This window comes from Bacillus sp. JJ1609 (genome assembly GCF_036967045.1).
In the GTDB taxonomy this organism is placed as follows: domain Bacteria; phylum Bacillota; class Bacilli; order Bacillales; family Cytobacillaceae; genus Mesobacillus.
In genome coordinates, this window is sequence record NZ_JBALSS010000006.1 from 23,659 (window position 1) to 45,557 (window position 21,899).

Annotated in this window: 16 protein-coding genes; 15 read left to right on the forward strand and 1 reads right to left on the reverse strand. The window is 44.8% G+C overall.

What is annotated here, in order from left to right:
* Positions 1-87 precede the first annotated feature (87 nt).
* The 3 genes from ligA (at position 88) to V7654_RS04780 (ending at position 3,818) form a co-directional block, all read left to right on the forward strand.
* Positions 88-2,094 carry an NAD-dependent DNA ligase LigA gene (gene ligA, locus V7654_RS04770; RefSeq protein WP_335428902.1) on the forward strand — a complete coding sequence of 669 codons (2,007 nt, stop codon included), beginning with the start codon at positions 88-90 and terminating at the stop codon, positions 2,092-2,094.
* Positions 2,095-2,290: 196 nt separating this feature from the next.
* Positions 2,291-3,469, forward strand: a complete 1,179-nt coding sequence (locus V7654_RS04775) for a CamS family sex pheromone protein (RefSeq protein ID WP_335428903.1) — start codon at positions 2,291-2,293, stop codon at positions 3,467-3,469.
* A 214-nt stretch (positions 3,470-3,683) separates the two neighbouring features.
* Positions 3,684-3,818: a hypothetical protein gene (locus tag V7654_RS04780; protein ID WP_335428904.1), complete on the forward strand. Its 135-nt coding sequence runs from the start codon at positions 3,684-3,686 to the stop codon at positions 3,816-3,818.
* Positions 3,819-3,994: 176 nt separating this feature from the next.
* Here V7654_RS04780 and ftsZ read toward each other — a convergent pair whose 3' ends face one another.
* A complete protein-coding gene (ftsZ, locus tag V7654_RS04785; RefSeq protein ID WP_335428905.1) occupies positions 3,995-5,230 on the reverse strand; it encodes a cell division protein FtsZ in 1,236 nt (411 codons plus the stop codon).
* A gap of 389 nt (positions 5,231-5,619) precedes the next feature.
* Between ftsZ and V7654_RS04790 the strand changes: the two genes are divergently transcribed.
* The 12 genes from V7654_RS04790 to gatA all read left to right on the forward strand — a co-directional run bounded on the left by V7654_RS04790 (position 5,620) and on the right by gatA (position 21,896).
* Positions 5,620-6,723, forward strand: coding sequence for a sugar ABC transporter substrate-binding protein (locus tag V7654_RS04790; RefSeq protein WP_335428906.1), 1,104 nt, complete (start codon positions 5,620-5,622; stop codon positions 6,721-6,723).
* Between the two features lie 86 nt (positions 6,724-6,809).
* On the forward strand, positions 6,810-8,330 hold the full coding sequence (locus V7654_RS04795) for a sugar ABC transporter ATP-binding protein (protein WP_335428907.1): 1,521 nt from the start codon (positions 6,810-6,812) through the stop codon (positions 8,328-8,330).
* A gap of 12 nt (positions 8,331-8,342) precedes the next feature.
* Positions 8,343-9,518 (forward strand): sugar ABC transporter permease, encoded by a 1,176-nt coding sequence (locus V7654_RS04800; RefSeq protein WP_335428909.1) that lies wholly within the window; start codon positions 8,343-8,345, stop codon positions 9,516-9,518.
* Positions 9,519-9,935: 417 nt separating this feature from the next.
* Complete coding sequence (locus tag V7654_RS04805) at positions 9,936-10,913, forward strand: sugar ABC transporter substrate-binding protein (RefSeq protein WP_335428910.1); 978 nt, start codon at positions 9,936-9,938, stop codon at positions 10,911-10,913.
* Positions 10,910-12,379: a sensor histidine kinase gene (locus tag V7654_RS04810; protein ID WP_335428912.1), complete on the forward strand. Its 1,470-nt coding sequence runs from the start codon at positions 10,910-10,912 to the stop codon at positions 12,377-12,379. Before V7654_RS04805 ends, V7654_RS04810 begins: the two co-directional genes overlap by 4 nt.
* On the forward strand, positions 12,354-13,895 hold the full coding sequence (locus tag V7654_RS04815; protein WP_335428916.1) for a response regulator transcription factor: 1,542 nt from the start codon (positions 12,354-12,356) through the stop codon (positions 13,893-13,895). The genes V7654_RS04810 and V7654_RS04815 overlap by 26 nt, the downstream gene beginning before the upstream one ends.
* A gap of 27 nt (positions 13,896-13,922) precedes the next feature.
* Positions 13,923-15,020 carry a D-xylose ABC transporter substrate-binding protein gene (xylF, locus tag V7654_RS04820; protein ID WP_335428917.1) on the forward strand — a complete coding sequence of 366 codons (1,098 nt, stop codon included), beginning with the start codon at positions 13,923-13,925 and terminating at the stop codon, positions 15,018-15,020.
* Between the two features lie 317 nt (positions 15,021-15,337).
* A complete protein-coding gene (gene pruA / locus V7654_RS04825; protein ID WP_335428918.1) occupies positions 15,338-16,885 on the forward strand; it encodes an L-glutamate gamma-semialdehyde dehydrogenase in 1,548 nt (515 codons plus the stop codon).
* Positions 16,886-17,502: 617 nt separating this feature from the next.
* Positions 17,503-18,783, forward strand: a complete 1,281-nt coding sequence (aceA, locus tag V7654_RS04830; RefSeq protein ID WP_335428919.1) for an isocitrate lyase — start codon at positions 17,503-17,505, stop codon at positions 18,781-18,783.
* 351 nt (positions 18,784-19,134) lie between these two features.
* Positions 19,135-19,581: a YueI family protein gene (locus V7654_RS04835; protein ID WP_335428920.1), complete on the forward strand. Its 447-nt coding sequence runs from the start codon at positions 19,135-19,137 to the stop codon at positions 19,579-19,581.
* Positions 19,582-20,135: 554 nt separating this feature from the next.
* Complete coding sequence (gene gatC / locus V7654_RS04840) at positions 20,136-20,426, forward strand: Asp-tRNA(Asn)/Glu-tRNA(Gln) amidotransferase subunit GatC (RefSeq protein ID WP_207502662.1); 291 nt, start codon at positions 20,136-20,138, stop codon at positions 20,424-20,426.
* A gap of 12 nt (positions 20,427-20,438) precedes the next feature.
* Positions 20,439-21,896, forward strand: a complete 1,458-nt coding sequence (gene gatA, locus V7654_RS04845; RefSeq protein WP_335428923.1) for an Asp-tRNA(Asn)/Glu-tRNA(Gln) amidotransferase subunit GatA — start codon at positions 20,439-20,441, stop codon at positions 21,894-21,896.
* Positions 21,897-21,899 lie beyond the last annotated feature (3 nt).

Genomic DNA, 21,899 nt, shown 5'->3' on the forward strand with positions numbered 1-21,899 from the left:
CACAGGACGTGGCGGTTTTAGTCGGCCAGCGCTTGTCGGGGCTGACCAAGGCGCCCTGAGCTTTTCGGTTATGAAAGGGCTGGATTTATGGATTTTCAGAGTGCTGAAAAAAAGGCCAAGGATTTGCAAAATCTGCTTAATCAATATGGATATGAATATTATGTTCTCGACCAGCCGTCGGTTCCGGATGCAGAATACGACCGATTATTAAGAGAATTGATTGAAATCGAAGAGCAGTTCCCTGAATTGCAGACGCCGGATTCTCCAACAAGGCGTATCGGCGGCGAGATTTTATCGATGTTCAACAAGGTGCAGCATGCAATCCCAATGCTAAGTCTCGGCAATGCTTTTGATGAGCAAGACCTTCGCGACTTTGACCGCCGTGTACGCCAGGGTGTGGGAGATAATGTTTCATATGTATGCGAGCTGAAAATCGATGGACTTGCTGTTTCTCTTATATATGAAGATGGGATGTTTGTCCGCGGTGCAACTCGTGGCGATGGAACGACAGGTGAGGATATTACGTCTAATCTTAGTACAATCCGCTCCGTGCCAATTCGCTTGAAGGAGCCAGTTTCCCTGGAGGTTCGCGGTGAAGCGTTCATGCCGAAAAAATCCTTTGAAGCATTGAACAAAGCAAGGCTGGAAAAAGAAGAAGAGCCATTTGCGAACCCGCGCAATGCAGCTGCAGGCTCGCTCCGCCAGCTTGATCCGAAGATTGCTGCATCACGGAATCTGGATGTATTCCTTTATGGAATCGCCAATTTAGGTAATACAGGAATTGAATCTCACAGTGAGGGATTGGATTTCTTAGAAAAGATGGGCTTCAAGACAAATAAAGAACGCCGTAAAGTCGCTGATATCGAGGGAGTCATTGAATATGTGAACGGATGGGTCGAAAAGCGCCCGAATCTTCCATATGATATTGATGGCATCGTCATTAAAGTCGATTCGTTTGACCAGCAGGCAGAGCTTGGTACCACCGCGAAAAGCCCTCGCTGGGCCATCGCTTTCAAGTTCCCGGCTGAAGAAGTCGTCACAACTTTGAAGGATATTGAATTGAGTGTCGGACGTACAGGCGTTGTCACTCCGACTGCCATTCTCGAGCCTGTTCAGGTTGCGGGTACGACGGTTGGACGAGCATCGTTGCACAATGAAGATCTGATCCGTGAAAAGGATATAAAAATCGGCGATAAAGTGGTCGTGAAAAAAGCCGGGGACATCATTCCGGAGGTTGTGAACGTTCTTGCAGAGCAACGGACTGGTGAGGAAGTTGAATTCCATATGCCTACCCATTGCCCTGAATGCGAAAGCGAGCTTGTTAGGATCGAAGGGGAAGTCGCCCTTCGCTGTATCAATCCTAAGTGCCCGGCGCAAATAAGGGAAGGTCTGATCCACTTTGTTTCTCGTGATGCGATGAACATTGATGGTCTTGGCGAAAGAGTAGTCAGCCAGCTTTTTGCAGAACAGCTGATTAAGGATGTTGCCGATATTTATAAACTGACTCGTGAACAACTGCTTGCGCTTGAGCGGATGGGCGAAAAGTCCGTCAATAACCTGCTGTCAGCGATCGAAGCTTCAAAAGCGAATTCGCTTGAAAAGCTATTATTCGGACTTGGCATCCGCCTTGTCGGGGCAAAAGCAGCCAAAACGCTTGCTCAGGAATTTGGCACGATGGACCAGCTGATGGAGGCATCACGTGAGCAATTGACAGCGATCAACGAAATCGGCGACAAGATGGCTGATTCAGTTGTCATGTATTTTGATAATGATGAAGTAAAAGAATTAATTTCTGAGCTGAAGGCTGTTGGCGTTAACACGGAATATAAAGGTCCGAGAAAGGTTTCCGTTGAAGATTCGGATTCATTTTTTGCTGGTAAAACGGTCGTGCTGACAGGAAAGCTTGAGCAACTGTCACGAAACGAAGCGAAGGAAAAAATCGAGGCGCTTGGCGGCAACGTAGCCGGAAGCGTGAGCAAGAAGACAGATTTGGTCATCGCAGGTGAAGATGCCGGATCGAAACTGACAAAAGCAGAAAGCCTAGGGATTGAAGTGTGGAACGAGGAGAGAATGCTTGAAGAATTAAATAAGTAAGCTCTTTTCGTAAATTAGTTGCTTTTGAATAAAAGAGTAAAAATCGGCTTCTGGATTTTTACGAATCTTACTGAATTCTTGTCAAGAAGGTTACTCGAAAAGAGCACGAAGCGTTATGATATGCGAAAATATGACTATATACGTAAAAAAAAATAACCTTTGCGTAAATAGCAAATAAGTAAGAGGTGTAAACGCCATGAGGAAGCTCTCAATGGTCGCTCTATCTCTTGTCCTTTTGCTGACGGCCTGTGCCCCCAATTTTCAAAAGCAGGAAGAGGTCGTCCAGAAGAAGGATGATGATACGAAAGAAAAAGCGATTATCCCGAAATACAAGATTTCGGACGAATATTACCGGACCATCATGCCGTTTGAGCCAGGGGAAGCTCGTGGCATGGTCGTAAATAATTTAAATACGCGTTATGACATCACCGAGTTCGAAACCGGCTTGATGCGCATTGCGCAAAATTCATTTTCTACAGATCAATACGTTTTCAAGGAAGGGCAGTACCTTGATTCACGGACAGTTGGTTTGTGGCTGAACCGCCAGTTCACCGAGGACCAGCTAAAGAAAGAAGGCCTGAAGAAAAAGGACAATATCGGCTTGAACCCGCTGGATTCTGGTACAGGTGATGTCCATGAACGAAATAAAAAGAACCCGATTTACCTCGCCCACATCCTTGAGCACGACTACCTTGTAAAAGTAGGCGGAGAAAAGGGAACGTACCAGTTAGGCGGCGTGTCAATCGGGCTGGCGCTGAATTCCGTTCACTACTACACGAAGGAAAAGTATGGCGCTGTTTATGAAAAAAATATTTCCCGTGCCGTCCTTGAAAGAGAAGGCAAGAAAATGGCCCAGGAAGTTGTCAACAGGCTAAGAGGAATCAAGGAATTAAGAGATGTGCCGATCACAGTCGGCCTGTTCGAACAGCAAAGCAGATCGTCTGTCGTTCCAGGAAACTTCTTTGCATATGCCGAGGTTTCCCAGGGAAGCAACAATATCGGAAGCTGGAAGGATGTAAAGGAAGAATATATCCTGTTCCCTTCAGATCAGGCACAGAAGGACCACAGGGATGACTTAACCTTTTTCCAGAACTTCAAACAAGATGTAGAAACCTATTTTCCTAACTTCAATGGCGTCATTGGAAAGGGATTTTATCTAGATGGCCAGCTTCAGGAGCTGAATATCAATATTCCAATCCAGTTCTACGGAAAAGCTGAAGCCATTGGATTCACCCAGTACGTAACAGGGCTCGTAATGGAGCATTTCCCGAGCTATGTCTCGGTGCAGGTCAACATATCCTCTGTCATGGGACCGGAAGCATTGATTGTTAAGAAACCAGACCAGGATGAACCGTTTGTTCATATTTATCAATAAGGGAATTCAGTAAAAGAAGCGAAGAGCTGCGGCACTTTGCTTCTTTTATGGAGGAGGAGACCTTCGCGCCTTTAAAAACCATTAAATCGGAATAAAAGGATTCCCGAAAAAAGAAGTCTTTTTTTATAATCGCACCACCTTTGAGGGAGACTACGATGGTATCGAATCCGAGTAGTTGACCTAATATAAACATTCAATGGAGGGCAAGGGGTTAATGACTGCAACAAAAGAAGAACTTAAGCAACAGATAAGTGTACTCACCGCTCGCAGGGACCGGATGCAGAAAAATCTTTACGAGGTCGAGAAGGAAATAGCTGAAATCAATAAGAAGTTGGCAAAGATGAAATAACCAAGAAAGTCTAGCAACGATTGTATGACACAAAAAAGGAAGCTGCTGCAATGAGGTAGCTTCCTTTTATAAATTTTGGGAGTTTAGTAAAAATAAAACATGACCACCTCGATAGCTCAAATTATTCTCTGAACACACAAAAAGCATCCTTAATCGTAAGGATGCTTTTTGTGAATTCATCTCCTTCTGCTCCTTTTACGAAGGAAGGCTGGAATATTTAGTGGGTCTTCTTGTTTTTGCGTTTGTCGATCATGCTGTACAGGTTCTTCATATCTTCCTTGTTCTTCATATTCACCGTATTCTTCATATTCTATAGGTTCCATATATTTTACAGGGTTTTCGTAATTAGAAGGTTCTTTGTAAGTTGCATTCCCATGCCGTGCTGTGTGTCTTTGAGATTGGTACGTTCCGTTTCCTTCTGTTAAAGAACGTTGAGAGGTGTTGGCTGTTAGTTCGTCGTCATGGTTGAATCCAGTAGCAATCACTGTAATCATGATATTCTTATCAAGCTGTTCGTTAATGACGGAACCAAAAATCATATTTAATTCCTGGCCGGTTGCTTCGGCTACAATATCTGCTGCCTCTTGTACTTCATACAGGCTTAAATCTCTGCCGCCAGTTATATTCAACAATACACCTTGAGCTCCATCGATGGAGGTCTCAAGCAATGGGCTGGAGATGGCTTTCTTCGCTGCTGCGACGGCACGGCCATCACCAGAGGCAACACCGATCCCCATTAATGCTGTTCCTGGAAAAGACATGATTGTTTTTACGTCAGCAAAATCAAGGTTAATCAAACCTGGTACAGCAATTAAATCCGAGATACCTTGAACACCCTGCCTGAGGACATTGTCTGCTTCACGGAAGGCTTCGAGCATCGGCGTTTTTTTGTCGACTACTTCCAATAATCGTTCGTTTGGAATGATGATTAATGTGTTCACGGCTTTTTTCATCTCTTTAATTCCGGCTGCCGCATTTTGTGCACGCTTGTTTCCTTCGAATTTAAATGGACGCGTCACCACACCAATGGTCAGAGCACCAACATCACGTGCGATTTGGGCAATAGCAGGTGCAGCTCCAGTACCAGTGCCTCCACCCATACCAGCTGTCACGAAAACCATATCCGCGCCTTTTAACACTTCCTGAAGTTCTTGTCTGCTTTCCTCGGCTGCCTTTCTGCCAATTTCGGGATTTGCGCCTGCACCCAATCCTCTTGTCAATGTATTACCGATCTGCATCTTGATTTCCGCTTTTGACATATTAAGTGCTTGTGCATCTGTATTGACAGCAATAAACTCTACACCTTGTACACCATCTTCAATCATCCGATTAACGGCATTATTTCCACCGCCACCTACTCCAATTACTTTTACCGTAGCGAATTTATCTATATATGGATCCATATCAAACATCCCTAGTCCTCCTAATTTTTGATTTAAATGTCCCTAACCAACTTTTCGTTTCCCTCTATCATTATACACTTCGTTCTAGAGAGTCATTTCCTGAAGGTTGTTAATCATTTGTAACTTCAAAGTAATAAAAGAGACAAGGGGAAGGTTTTTATAGCTGACAAAAAGTAAGGCTTTTTATGTTGCTTTAGATTGGTCACTGATCCTCCAATCTCCATCATTTTTCAAAGAAGAGGCCTCCACTTCGTCCCTAAAATCCTCCTGCAGCCAGTCCACAACAAAAAAGTATAGGTGATATTAAAAGAGTGCTAGTGATAGCGCTTTCACAGGCTTTTTCCCTAGATATAATGGACTTGTAAGCATATAAATACAAGTTTGAAAGGGGAATGGTAATGAAGAAAGCTTGGAAATTGATATCTCTTATGCTGGTTGTCATGATGTTTACGGTCTTGGCTGCTGGATGTAACAACAGTGGAGGCGAGGTCAACGTCGGAATCGTGTTGCCTACAAAGGATGAGCCTCGGTGGGTGCAGGATGAGCAGCGATTTAAAGATGCTTTAGCGGATACAAAGTATTCCACTGAAATTTTATTCAGCCAGGGATCGTCCGCAAAGGAAAAGGAAAACGTTGAAACATTGATTAACAAAGGCATCAAGGTTCTGATTATCAGTCCTCAGGATGGCGATGCTGCAGCTGCTGCCGTAGAAGCCGCTAAAAAGGAAGACATCACGGTTATTGCTTATGACCGTCTTATTACAAATACAGATGCTGTTGACTACTATGTAACGTTCGACAGCCTGGCTGTAGGTGCTGCACAGGCGCAATACTTGATCGACAATGCAAAGGGTTCTAGCGTGCCATTGTACTTATACGCTGGTGCTGCTTCTGACAACAATGCGTTCTTGTTCTTCGAAGGTGCTTGGAAGGTACTTCAGCCTAAGATTGCTGATGGCACATTCAAAATCGCAAACTCAAGCGAGGCTGAATCTTTGAAGGATAAAGCTGAGCTTTCTCGAGATGAGCTAAGCAAGATTCTTGGCCAGGTCACAACAAACTGGGATGCAAACGAAGCTAAAAATAAAGCTCAAACACATTTGACTGCAGCAAGCGCTGATATGAAAGGCGATGTAGCAATTCTTGCACCAAATGATGGCACCGCTCGTTCAATCGCTGATGTTTTTGCATCAGATGGAGATGTATCAAGCTTTGTCGTAACAGGACAGGATGCGGAAAAAGCATCAATCCAATATATCATTGATGGCAAGCAATCTATGACTGTCTTCAAAGACGTGCGTACTCTAGTAAAAGATGCAATCGATATGGCGGTTACAGTACTGGATGGCAAAAAGCCTGAAACAACAGGATCTTACGATAACGGGAAAATCGATGTAAAAGCAAAACAAACTGACGTCATCGTTGTTGATAAGGAAAATGTGAAAAAAGAACTGATTGATTCTAAGTACTATAAGGCAGACGACTTTACAGGTTTAGAATAATACTCAATATTTGCGCGAAATAGTGGCAGGACATTCTGCCACTATTTCGCAAATGCATCAGTTGTTTGGTTAAGGGAGGGATCAGGATGAGCGAATATATTTTGGAGATGAATCAGATATCCAAGGAGTTTACAGGGGTCAAAGCGCTCTCCGATGTTAATTTTAAAGTGAAAAAAGGCGAGATTCACTGTTTGATAGGGGAGAACGGAGCAGGAAAGTCCACCCTGATGAAGGTGCTCAGCGGCGTGTATCCCTATGGCACATACGAGGGTGATATCGTTTTCGAAGGAGCTGTGCAGCAGTTTAATAGAATCAGTGACAGCGTGAATGCGGGCATCGCAATTATTTACCAGGAGTTAGCATTGTTCCCTGATCTTACGGTATATGAAAATATTTTCGCGGGCAACGAAGTGAAGCGTGGCTCAATCGTCGACTGGAACCAGACCATCGTGAAAGCGAAGGAATTGCTGAAAAAGGTGAAGCTGAATGTAAACCCGGAAACGCTTGTAAAGGATTTGAGCGTAGGGAAGCAGCAGCTGGTCGAAATTGCGAAAGCGCTAAGCAAAAATGTAAAACTGCTCATTCTTGACGAACCAACTGCCGCACTTAATGAAGACGACAGCGAAAACCTGCTGGAGTTATTGGGAGACCTGAAAAATCAGGGAATCACCTGCATCATGATCTCACACAAGCTGAAGGAAGTCATTTCAATTGCCGATCAGGCAACCGTTCTCCGTGACGGCCGGACGATCTGTACTCTGGACGCCTCCAAAGGGGAAGTATCGGAAAGCATTATCATCAAGAATATGGTCGGCAGGGATATTGAGGATATTTATCCTAAGAGAGCGAACAAAACCTTCGGGGAAAAAATTCTTGAATTGAAAAATTGGTCGGCTTACGATGCACAGCTTGGCCGCCAGGTTGTAAAGGATGCCAATCTCCATGTGAAAAAGGGTGAAATCGTCGGGATAGCCGGATTGATGGGATCAGGACGGACTGAACTGGCATTAAGCATTTTTGGCAATCCAAAATCATATAAGGTGCAGGGAAATCTGCTTTTAGATGGTTCTACAAGGAAGCTGAAGCATCCGAGAGAAGCTATCAAAGCGGGAATAGCTTACGTCACTGAAGATCGGAAGGGTGATGGCCTGTTTTTGCTTCAGGATATAAAAAGCAATGTTTCCGCTGCGCACCTGCAGGGTGTCTCAACAAATGGAGTCATAAACGATAATGAAGAAATAAAAGTCGCAACGGATTACAAAAAATCCTTAAACATCAAATCATCATCACTCGAGCAATTGGTCGGCAATTTAAGCGGCGGCAACCAGCAAAAGGTGTCTCTCGGCAAGTGGCTGTTCGTTGGGCCGAAGCTCTTGATTCTGGATGAACCGACACGAGGGATCGATGTTGGGGCCAAATTCGAAATTTACACAATCATGAACAAGTTAATCAGCGAAGGCATGAGCATTATCATGATTTCCTCTGAGCTTGGCGAGGTACTTGGGATGAGCGACCGAGTGTACGTCATGGCGGAAGGACAAATCAAAGGCGAGATGTCCATAGCTGAGGCGAATCAAGAAAATATCATGCAGCTTGCTACGCAATAGGAGGTAATCCCTTTGAACTTTTTTACTGAACTTAGGTCGTTGGTCAAAGTAAATATACGTGACTACGGAATGTATATTGCGCTGTTATTCATTATGCTTACCTTCTCACTTATGACGGATGGGCTTTTCATGTCCTCACGTAATATCAGCAATCTGCTTGATTCTGCTGGTTATATTGCTGTGCTCGCAGTGGGAATGACGCTGGTCATTGTCATCAGGCACATTGATTTGTCTGTAGGATTTTTGGCAGGCTTTCTCGGAGCGATTGCTGCGATCCTGCTCACACAGGCAGGCGTGCCCATCTATTTAACGATTCCAATCATTCTTGTGCTGGGAATCATTATAGGAATGTTCAATGGCCTTTTGGTCGCTCAGATCGGTATTCCTTCTTTTGTGGCTACGCTTGCTGGGATGCTTATTTTCAGAGGCGCTTTGCTTCAGGTAACGGAGAAATCCGGAACGATCATTATCAAGGACGAAAATTTCAATGCAATCGGCAATGGCTTCATTCCTTCCATCGTTGAAGTGAATGGCCTGCATTTGCTCTCGTTGATTGTTGGTATTGTAGGAATCATTTTATACATTTACAGTGAAATTTCCACGCGTAAAAATAAGCTTAAATACCAGTTTGAGGTTGTTTCTAAAGGAATTTTCACTCTGAAGCTAGTATTCGTTTCAGCAATCATTGCCTATATTACTTGGATTCTCGCAGGCTATAACGGTTTCTCCTGGACGGTTGTCATCATGCTGCTTGTTGTTCTTGTCTATCACTTCCTGACAACGAAAACAGTACTTGGCAGACATATTTACGCTGTCGGAAGCAACCCGGAAGCAGCACACCTCAGCGGGATCAACGTAAAGAAAATCACGTACATGGTTTTCGGCTCAATGGGGATGCTTGCTGCTCTGTCAGGCATTTTATTTACATCCCGCCTGCAATCGGCGACTACGACTGCTGGAACATTGTTTGAACTTGATGCCATTGCTGCAGCCTATGTAGGCGGAGTTTCTTCAGCAGGCGGTGTTGGCAAAGTAACAGGTGCTATTATTGGGGCAATTGTAATGGCATCGCTGTCCAATGGGATGAACCTTTTAGGGGTAGGCATCTCTTATCAGTACATCATTCGCGGAGGAGTATTGGCCGCAGCGGTCATTTTTGATGTCATGACCCGCAGGAAAAAAGCTTAGTACGGTTATAAATAGTCGAGGCTGTGTGACATGTTGAACGTAAAGAACGGTGAGTTTCACATGGCCTCTAATCTATGAAAAATTCCACAAAGTCTTGAATATGTGAAAAAATTCCACAAAGTCTTGAATCTAGGGAAAATTCCACAAAGTCTTGAATCTATAAAAAAATTTAACAAAGTCTCAAATCGATGAAAAATTCCACAAAGTCTTGAATCCATGAAGAAATTTTAAATAGTTGCGTATCTATCAAGTAGTTTGACATCGATCGAATCGCTATTTTTTTTGAAAAACCCTTCAAGTATTCCCCTAAGCCCTCCTCCTCAACGTATTTTTCTGAATTGTCCAAGAAGTATTGAACATTCTCCCGCAGATGGTATTATGAAACTAATTTACTAGTAGAAAAAGGGGATTCTTCTTTTGCGAAAAATAGGCATAATCCTACTCTCTTTCTTAATCATTGTCCTTTTTTATTTTACATGTTCGTCCGCGGTAAAGGTTTTTCGCTTTGATTGGGAGATGCCTGAGACTGCAGATTCAAAGGAGGCTCCATACCGGCTTGTGCTGATTACGCAGGAGCTGGATACACCGTTTTGGGATAAGGTTGGAGCTGGCGCCGAAAAGCAGGCAACAGATGAAGGGGCAAGCCTGGAGGTATGGGGCAGCTATGGGAAGAACCAGGAGGATTTTTTGAAGAAAGTTGAAATTGCCATCCATTCAAAGGTTGATGGAATCATTGTGCAGGGATTGGATTCGGAAGAGTTTAAGAATTTGACGAAGGTGAAAGCGGCCTTCTATGGAATTCCGATTATCACGGTAGCCAATGATGTGCCAATGACGGAGAGCCTGAGAAGGACATACGTTGGATCTGATCAGTACCTGGCCGGAAGGATGATAGCCAGCGAGATGCTCTCTGTCATGGGAGCGTCGGGGAAAATTATCTTGCTGTCTGACAGCCGCCATGAATATTATCAGCAGCAGCGGCTTAACGGAATTCAGGATGTTTTCAAGGACTATCCTGATATACAGACAATCAATGCGGAAACTACCGAGGCGAGGGAGCAGGTTATCGCCACTACGAGGGATATGCTGAATAAGACGCCTGACGCAGATGGTTTTATTGCAGTCAATGCAAATATTGCTGGTTCGATGATTCAGGAAATCAGCAGACGTTCACAGGTCGAACCTTTCCACATTTATACGTTCGACGATGCTCCAGATTCGCTCTCGCTGCTGATGCGGGGGAAGCTTGATGGAGTGATCGAGCAATCACCCGAGGAGATGGGCAAGGTGAGTGTCAATCTAATCATGAAATGGCTGAGGAATGAAACGGTTCCTCTCGATAATAAAGGCTACTTGACGGATATCCGGATGCTGAAAGCGATGGACGAAAAATGAACAAAATACAGAAGAAAATTTGGATGCTCACCATGGTCGTTCTGGTCTTCATGTCGGCAATTTGGATAGCGCTTACATACTACAATCATAAAACTCAAAGTCAATATAATGAGATTTTGCAAAGATATTTAAGCTTTAACGAGGTAACGATAGCAAGCCAGCAGCTGGTGACGGATTTGAATAATTACTTGCTTCTTCCTTCCCCGGCCAATTTAGAGAGGATCAGCCACAGCAAAGAGAAAATCCGCATTGCGAAATACGATGTGTATAAGCTGAAAAATGCTGAAAACGATTTTGCATTAACGAACTATATGAATCTGATGGATAGTCTGATTGAAACGGCAGACAGGGCACTTTTGTTCCAGTCTGAGAAGGAAACGGAGGATTCAGCACAAGAGTTTTCCGACGCGACGCGGATCTCGATGTATATTTCCGAGACGTCCCTCACCTTGCTTGATAAAGAACTGAAGACATATGAACTAATGTATCGGGGAATCATTGGCCAATCAAAGGAACTGAATAAGCTTGGCGTATGGCTGCTCCTCCTGATTACAAGCTTGAGTTTGCTATTAACCTATTGGATTTCGTTAAGTATCACAAGACCAGTAGAGAAGCTGACCAAAGCTGCGAATGAATTGTCAAAGGGGAGATTCGATTTGCAAATTAAGGTCGAATCCAACGATGAAATCGCCTTTCTTGCCAAAACATTTGACCATATGAGGGTGAATATCAATAACTTGATTTCAGAAATACAAGAGAAGGCGCAGCTCGAGCGGGAACTCCAGCAAAATAAGCTCCTGCTGCAGGAGAGCCAGCTGCTCAGCCTGCAAAGCCAGATCAACCCGCATTTTTTGTTCAACACACTGAATACACTTTCTAAGAAAGCCTATCTGGAAGGCTCAGAAGAAACGAGCAATATGATTGTGAATGTTGCCGGACTATTGCGCTACAGCTTAAAGCGGCTGGACAGGTCTGTCATGTTAAATGAGGAAGTGGCAGTTTTAAAACAGTATATCGACATCCAGAAAGCCAGGTTCACTGAACGGCTTCAGCTCCATATGGAGATTGATGAATCATGCCTGGGGGTGCAGATTCCGGGCCTGACCTTGCAGCCGATCATTGAAAATGCCGTCATTCATGCGGTCGAGCCTGAAGAAGATGGCGGTGTGATTTGGTTCCGGATTGCGGATGAAGGTGAAAGTGTAAGGATTGAGATTGAGGACGATGGACCGGGAATGACTGAGGAAAAAATCAAACAAATCCTTGAGGGGCAGCAGATTGTCCAGTCCGGAGGCCATTCAACTGGAATTGGACTCAGCAACGTCGTAAAACGTCTGCGGTTATTTTACGAGAATGAAAATGTGTTAGAGATTCATAGCGAGATTGGAAACGGCACAAAGGTAGTTTTAAAAATACCGAAGACTAGGAGGGTCGAAGAATATGATAAAACTCCTGATCGTGGATGACGAACAGATTGAGCGGGAAGGAATGCAGGCCATTTTGCATAGAGCCTATCCAGAACTGATCATTAAACAAGCGAGAAATGGAAAAGTTGCTGTAGAACTGGTGGAGGAGTTCATGCCGGATCTGATCTTGATGGATATCATGATGCCAGGAATGAACGGCCTTGAAGCGATAGAGCGCATAAGTGCCGTTCATCTAGACATTAAATTCGTCATGGTGACAGCCTATGATATGTTCGATTACGCCCGTTCTGCATTAAAACTAGGTGTGAAGGATTATTTACTTAAGCCCAGCAAGCCAAGTGAAATCCTCGATACCGTCGGGAAAGTGCTCGAGGAAATAGAAGCGGAGAGAGAAACGCATGCTGTAAACAAGCTTCAGAAGGATGCGCTTGAAAAAGCATTGAGCGTCGTTGAAACCGATGTGGTGACGCAGCTGCTGTATGATCACGTGCATGAAGTCCATATTGATCTGCTGATGGAAATGCTAGGCATACAGTCTGCAAGGGAAAGCTTTGTTATGGTTGTTTTGCTGCCTGCTGGCTCTGAACATCTATACCAGGTGATCAAAGAGAAGGTACGTAAAACAGGAAGCGGCTGGGTAGGAGCATTATCAGGCTGTCAGCTGCCGATCATTATTTTTCGTGAACAAGACCATTCATTTCGAGCCCAGGCTGTTTCGCTGGCAAGGGACATTCTTTCGGCTGTGAAATCGGATTCCGGTGCCCGCTGGTTCGTAGGGATTGGCAATGCCTATGGCTCTTTGGACCAAATCAGGCGATCCTATCAGGAAGCATTGAACGCCACCATGGATACGTCCCTCCCTGTAAAATATCGTTTTTACGGAGATATGCCAGCCCTTGGCGCTGTCAGTGACGGGCAATTGGGCAGGCAAAGGGAAAAGCAGTTATTTGATCAAGTCCGGCTAGGGCAATGGGATCTTGTGATGGATACTGTCATGGATGTGATCCATAGCTACGCTAACGCCGGAACGAATCTTTTACAGGCGCAGCAGCGGATACTGGAGCTGCTTTGGATGACCTCCCGCGTGATGAGTGAGCTGGGCATTGAGATCGATACGCCTACCTATTCCCTCCAGGCGCAGGATTACCGCCAGCTTCGGATTGAAACAAGCCATTTGATCGGACAGATGAAACAGACCCATGAGGAGGCCTATGACCGGCTTGAGTCCGATAAAATCCAGCAGATTAAACAATACATTGTCGAACACTCACACGAAGATATTTCGCTTGATGCACTTGCCAATAAAGTGGGATTAAGCCCAATCTACATCAGTAAAATGTTCAAAGAGAAGCTTGGGGTCAACTATATCGATTTTTTAACGGAATGCCGGATTGAAAAAGCGAAGAAGCTGCTCGCTGACTCGGAGAAAAGCTTGAAGGAAATCACTTTTGAGATCGGCTACCACGAGCCGAATTATTTTAGCAAGGTATTCAAGAAAATGTGCGGTATTTCTCCGACGGAATACAGAAGGACTCTTTTGAGCAAAAAGTGCTGACGCATGTGGGGAATTGGGAGAGGGAAAATGAGAAAAATCCTTTTATATGTTGTAGTAGTCATAGGTTTCCTGTCTCTGATGGCCGTCGTGTCTGCATGCGAAGCTGAAAAAGAACAAGCTGTTGTCAATGGTGAGTCTTCGACTGCCGACCGATCGAAAAACAAAGGAACAGCTGAAGTAGACGAAAAGGTTAAAGTCGGCTTTACAATGGATACACTGGTCGAGGAACGCTGGCTGAGGGACAGGGAGATGTTCAGGGATGCCGTAAAGGCGCTGGGGGCTGAAGTGGAAATTTTAGCAGCGAATGGTGATGACATTCTGCAAATTGCTCATGCGGAATCCTTGATCAGCCAGGGAGTGGACGTGCTTGTTGTCGTTCCTCACAATGCTGAAGCGACCGCGACTATCGTTAAAAAGGCACATATGGCGGGGATCAAGGTCATGGCCTACGACCGGCTCGTTAAAAATGCGGATATTGATATGTATGTGTCCTTTGACAATGAGAAGGTCGGGGAGCTGCAGGCAGCAGCGATTACACAATTAGTCCCTAAGGGCAGATATGTCTATATCGGCGGTGCCATCACTGACAATAATGCACATTTATTTAAAAAGGGTGTATTCAACGTACTGCAGCCTTTCATCGACAAAGGGGATATTACCGTTGTATTCGATCAGTGGACGAAGGACTGGACACCTGCAAATGCCAAGGAAAATATGAAGGCGGCGCTCAAGGCGAATAACAATCAAATCGACGCGGTCATCTGTGCCAATGATGCAACAGCCGGCGGAGTAATCGAGGCGCTTGCCGAGCAGGGGCTGGCAGGCAAAATCCCAGTCTCCGGGCAAGATGCGGAGCTGGCAGGAGCCCAGCGGATTGTGGAAGGTACCCAGACGATGACCGTCTACAAGCCGCTCAAGGCATTAACGCAAAAAGCAGCCGAGATCGCCGTCATGATGGCAAAAGGCGAGAGCGTCGAGATCAACAGGAAAGTAAACAACGGCAAAATAGAAGTACCGTCCGTGCTGCTGCTGCCAATCGCTGTTGATAAAACAAATATAGAAGAAACGATTATTACGGATGGTTTTCATTCAAGGGAAGAGGTATTTAGGAATCTGGGTGAATGAGGTTTGGTAATGGTTTTATAGATTATGAAAAGGGCTCGGACTCTACTCGGTATTTGAAAGTGGAAATATCGGTGGCAGTTCTGCAGCTCTTTTCTTATTTTTAGGGCTAAAATTACCGAGCGGCAGACAGAGGCTGTCACCCATTTTAAGTCACTACTTTAATGCAGAACCCGTAGCACAATTACAATATTGCGATAATAAATATAAAGAAAATTCTCAATCCATTACTTACTAGTGCGTGGGCATTGAACACTACGAGACTCTCATGATAGAATATGAAAGGATGTAAACGTTTTAATACATAGGAGGGGATAGGAATGGTTCAGCCTTATAAACACGAGCCTTTCACGAATTTTAAAGTTGAGGATAACCGTCAGGATTACTTAACAGGATTAAAGACAGTAGAAGGCTATCTTGGCCAGGATTACGACTTGGTGATTGGCGGAGAGCGCATCTCAACTGAAGACAAGATTGTATCTTACAACCCATCCAATACAGAAGAAGTAATTGGACGAGTTTCTAAAGCAAACCGCGACTTAGCTGAAAAGGCTATGCAGGCTGCTGTTGAAGCGTTCAAAACTTGGAAAAAAGTTAAGCCGGAAACACGTGCGGACGTACTTTTCAAAGCAGCAGCGATCATTCGCCGCCGCAAGCATGAGTTCTCAGCACTTTTAACAAAAGAAGCTGGTAAGCCATGGAACGAGGCTGATGCTGATACAGCTGAAGCAATCGACTTCCTTGAATACTATGCTCGCCAAATGCTAAAAATCAAAGACGGCATGCCAGTAAACAGCCGTCCAAATGAATATAACCGTTATGATTACATTCCTCTAGGAGTGGGAATCATCATTTCTCCATGGAACTTCCCATTAGCGATCATGGCTGGTACTACTGTAGCAGCAATCGTAACTGGTAACACAGTTCTATTGAAGCCAGCTTCTACAACTCCTGTAGTTGCAGCTAAGTTTGTTGAAGTTATGGAAGAAGCAGGCCTTCCTGCGGGCGTTCTTAACTTCGTACCAGGAAGCGGCGCAGAAGTGGGCGACTACCTTGTTGACCACAAAGATACTCGCTTCGTAAGCTTCACAGGTTCACGTGACGTGGGTCTTCGTATTTACGAGCGCGCTTCAAAATTGAACGAAGGCCAAATCTGGCTTAAGCGCGTTATCGCTGAAATGGGCGGAAAAGACACAATGGTTGTTGACAAAGATGCTGATCTTGAATTAGCTGCTCAAGCAATCACTGCTTCAGCTTTCGGCTTCTCAGGACAAAAGTGTTCTGCATGTTCACGTGCTGTCATCGTTGAAGATGTGTACGACCAGGTTCTTAACCGCGTTGTTGAGCTTACTAATGAGCTTAAGCTTGACGATCCAACAGATCAAAGCACATTCATGGGTCCTGTAAATGACCAGGGTGCATTCGATAAGATCATGAGCTACATCGAAATCGGCAAGGAAGAAGGCCGTTTGATGACTGGCGGCGAAGGAGACAGCTCAAAAGGCTACTTCATCAAGCCAACAATTTTTGCTGACCTTGATCCAAATGCAAGGCTAATGCAGGAAGAAATCTTCGGACCTGTTGTTGCTTTCGCAAAAGCAAAAGATTTCGATCACGCGCTTGAAATCGCGAACAACACTGAATACGGCTTAACTGGAGCTGTTATCACTCGTAACCGTGAAAACATCCAGAAGGCTCGCGAAGATTTCCATGTCGGAAACCTTTACTTCAACCGCGGCTGCACAGGCGCAATCGTTGGTTACCAGCCATTCGGCGGCTTCAACATGTCAGGAACAGATTCAAAAGCTGGCGGACCAGACTATCTGCTTCTACACATGCAAGCTAAGACAACTTCAGAGATGTACTAATACAGATTTGGAAATCCCCTTCTCCTTTGTGAGAGGGGGATTTTTTTGTCATGGGAAGGGTTCTGAAGCCACTCACGAGTGGAAAACAGGGTGAGAGTTGTCGTGGGAAGGGTTCTGAAGACAACTCACGGGTGGAAAAGGTGATGCGAGTTGTCATGGGAAGGGTGATTGAGACATTGCAGTGAGTAAATGAAAGGGGCCCGATGTTCCAATGAGGGTGATTGGAACAATCCAGGCGGTGAAAAGGTGGTGCTCGATGTTCCAATAAGGGTGATTGGAACAATCCAGGCGGTGAAAAGATGAAACACGATGTTCCAATGGCAATAATACGAACAATCATTAGAGTGAAATAAGGCTTCGTATAATCGCCATTATCTATATTTTTATAGGGCATTTTAATCATTTCAAAAATTTTTACAGAAAAATTCAGTAAATTAATTGCATTTTGAAAAGTCTGTTATATAATACATATTAGAGTTATTGATTCTGTACTATAACAATCTATTAAAATAGTACATATCAATACAATTTAACAGAATAGAAGTGAGCATCAATAACCGAAGTATTGACACCGAAGACATTTAAAACAAAAAACCATTCATTAGGAGGAACGGAAAATGACTCAAGATCGTGTTAAGCAATTGCAGGAAAGCTGGGAATTGGATAGCCGTTGGAATGGAGTGGAAAGAACTTATAGTGCTGAAGAGGTCATCAAGCTCCGCGGATCGGTTGATATTGAATATACGCTTGCTCGTCGTGGCGCGGAAAAGCTATGGAAGCTTGTGAATGAAGAGGATTTTGTAAATGCTCTGGGTGCGTTGACTGGAAACCAGGCAGTGCAGCAGGTAAAAGCAGGTTTAAAGGCCATTTACCTGAGCGGCTGGCAGGTTGCGGCGGACGCGAACCTTTCCGGAAATATGTATCCAGACCAAAGCTTGTATCCAGCGAACAGTGTTCCTGCCGTTGTGAAGCGAATCAACCAGGCGCTGCAAAGAGCTGACCAAATCACTCACTCTGAAGGTGACAACTCTATTGACTGGTTCGCGCCAATCGTGGCTGACGCTGAGGCTGGCTTTGGCGGACAGCTGAATGTGTTCGAGCTGATGAAAGGCATGATCGAAGCAGGTGCTGCAGGCGTTCACTTTGAAGACCAGCTTTCCTCCGAAAAGAAGTGCGGGCACTTAGGCGGAAAGGTACTTCTGCCAACGCAAACAGCGGTTCGCAACCTGATTGCGGCGCGCCTTGCGGCTGACGTCATGGGAACTCCTACACTAATTGTCGCCCGTACTGACGCAAATGCGGCTGATTTGATCACAAGCGATGTTGATCCATATGATGCGCCATTCATCACTGGTGAAAGAACACCGGAAGGCTTTTTCCGTACCAATGCTGGCCTTGACCAGGCAATTGCCCGCGGTCTTGCGTACGCACCTTATGCAGACTTGGTGTGGTGTGAAACTTCTGAGCCGGACCTTGAGGAAGCTCGCCGCTTTGCTGAAGCGATTCATGCGAAGTATCCAGGAAAGCTGCTAGCTTACAATTGCTCGCCTTCATTTAACTGGAAAAAGAAGCTTGACGATGAAACGATCGCGAAGTTCCAGGTTGAGCTTGGCAAGATGGGCTACAAGTTCCAGTTTGTAACACTTGCAGGCTTCCATGCACTGAACCACGGCATGTTCGAACTTGCTCGCGGCTACAAAGACCGTGGTATGGCAGCTTACTCCGAGCTGCAGCAAGCTGAGTTTGCCAGCGAGCAGCATGGCTATACGGCAACAAGGCACCAGCGCGAAGTAGGAACAGGCTACTTCGACCAAGTATCGATGGTCATTTCAGGAGGAACATCTTCCACTACTGCTTTAAAAGGATCAACTGAGGAAGCTCAATTTACTGCTTCTTGATGACTCGCTTCGGATGTCATTTCTTTTCTGGCAGTTTAATGTGATTCAGCATCAATCTCGATGTAAGCTTTTCAACAATATATCGCCCGATTCATACTAATCGTATGGATCTAAATGCCAGCGTATCATTGTTATAACGGGGTTTATCCAAGCATGACCAGGTTAGGCGTATCGCCGGCCGATATGCGGGATTCACCATATTCCATCCATTCACCCTTGCATTCTCCTATTTGTTGCCTTCTCTTCGAGTCGAAGAGAAGGTTTTTTTACATGAAAATAGGTTAACCTTAAACTAGCACAGTCTCATAGCCAGAATCATACATAGTAGTAATGAATGTTGGAGGTGATTGGATGAGCAACAGCAAAGTGGATGAGTACTTGCAGCAGGGGATGTATGGGGCAAAACAGACGAAACCTGATGAGAGAAGGAGATTCCTGACCACCATTCGTGAGAGAGTTGTGATTGCGCTGACCCAGGCACAGGTGATGAAAAAAGGAGTTGAACCGGAAGTCACAAAGCTCATGGATGAAAACCTGCAGGCTCACATCTTCTTAAATGGACATATATCATATTCGTATTTATCCAAATACATTAAGGAAGCAGAAAAAAGAAATATCGAATTTACGATCGTTACAAATAAAGACTATGATTCCGAGTTGGGTCTTGTCCTGGCACATGATCATGCCATAGATAAAGAGGATATTTATCTTTCGAAAAAGCCGGTTGTGGCTCCAGTGCAGGCTGAAGAGAAGAAGGGCTTTTTTTCAGGGCTGGGGAAATGGTTCAAGAAAGGGTAAGGAGCTGCCTGCATGAGGCGGCTCTTTTTATCTGGATTTAATGTGCTTATCTAATAAAAGTACAAACTTTTTCTGTGCGCCTTCATCTCGGATCATTTTTTTAACACGAAACGAACTCTGCAAATAGGCCCTAACATGCCGGTTTACAAAGAATAAACGGTGGTACCTCTCGTCTTCATATAAAGACTTAAACCATGCGTGCTCGTTTAAAATTCTTATGTTCTGGTCAATTTTTCGAGTATTTAATGTTTGGCTATTGCCAGCACTCTCAAATAGATCTCCAATAAATTCGAAGATAAAAGTAAGGATAGCAATCTCTCCTAACCTAAAGTTTTGTTAAAGAATGTTTTCTTTAAGTATAACAGGTATTATTTCTCTAAAAAAATGTCCTCTATCCTGCGATCCGCCTCCACTCATGTTAAAATAGTACAAATGGCAAGGCTTGTATTGCTTTAACGTGTAAAACTTTGCTATGATCAATATTATTGTTTTTTCAGAAAAAGGGATTGAATGCCCCTTTGATGGACGTTTCACTTACTTATGGAGGTGCTTTTATGTCAAGGATTTCTGTCGATCAGGTGAAGCATGTGGCGCACCTGGCGAGATTGGCGATTACAGAGGAAGAGGCCAATACGTTTACGAAGCAGCTGGATAGCATTATTTCGTTTGCTGAGCAGCTGAATGAGCTGGATACTACGAATGTGGAGCCGACTGCACACGTGCTTGAAATAAAGAATGTTATGCGCGAGGACAAATCAAATCCAGGTTTACCGCGCGAGGAAGTTTTGAAGAATGCGCCTGAGCACCAGGATGGGCAGATCAAAGTACCTGGGATTATGGAGTAAGGAGGACTGACGATGAGTTTATTTGAACATAAGATTTCGGAGCTTCATGAGCTTTTACATAAAAGAGACCTCAGCGTTTCCGACCTGGTTGACCAATCGTTCAAAACAATTGGCGAGGTCGAAGGCAAGGTCCAGGCTTTTTTAACATTAAATGAAGAGAACGCCAGAGCGGCGGCAAAAGCGTTGGATGATAAGGCGATACAAAGCGCGCCAGCTAACAAACTGTACGGCATGCCAATTGGGATAAAGGACAATATTGTCACGAAGGGTCTGCGCACGACTTGTGCGAGCAAGATTCTCGAAAACTTCGATCCTATATATGACGCTACAGTCATGCAGAAGCTGAAGCAGGCTGAAACGGTCACGATCGGAAAGCTTAATATGGATGAGTTTGCGATGGGATCTTCTAATGAAAACTCAGGTTTCCAGAAGACGTTCAATCCATGGAACCTTGAAACAGTTCCAGGCGGTTCTTCAGGCGGATCTGCTGCATCGGTTGCGGCAGGTGAAGTGTTGTTCTCACTTGGTTCTGACACAGGCGGCTCTATCCGCCAGCCAGCTTCTTTCTGCGGCGTTGTCGGCATGAAGCCTACATACGGTCTTGTTTCTAGATTCGGACTTGTAGCATTTGCGTCATCTCTTGATCAAATCGGTCCAATCACGCGCAATGTTGAAGACAATGCCTTTTTGCTAAAAGCGATTGCCGGCCACGATGAGATGGATTCGACGTCCGCAAAGGTGGACATCCCTGACTATTTAAGTTCATTGACTGGTGATGTCAAAGGCTTGCGTATAGCTGTGCCGAAGGAATACATCGGTGAGGGAGTAAGTGAAGAGGTCCGTAAATCAGTGCTTGATGCCTTGGCGGTTCTTGAAAAGCAAGGAGCGACTTGGGAAGAGGTTTCACTGCCGCATTCCAAGTATGCTTTGGCCACATATTACCTGCTATCTTCATCAGAAGCGTCTGCGAACCTAGCGCGCTTTGATGGTGTTCGCTATGGCTACCGTACTCCGAACGCTGAAAACCTGATTGAAATGTACAAAAAGACGCGTGCTGAAGGCTTTGGCGATGAAGTGAAGCGCCGGATCATGCTTGGAACATTCGCTCTTAGCTCTGGTTATTATGATGCTTATTATAAAAAAGCACAAAAGGTCCGCACGCTGATCAAGCAGGACTTTGAAAATGTATTTGAAAAATTCGATGTAATTGTTGGACCAACGACACCCACACCTGCATTTAAAATTGGCGAAAACATCGCGGATCCATTGACGATGTACGCAAATGATATTTTAACAATCCCTGTGAACCTTGCAGGCGTGCCGGCCATCTCAGTTCCATGCGGATTCGATAAAGGGCTGCCATTAGGGCTGCAAATCATCGGCCGCCACTTTGATGAGAGCACTGTATACAAGGTTGCGCATGCATTCGAACAGGCAACGGAATTCCATAAACAAAGACCACAGCTGTAAGGG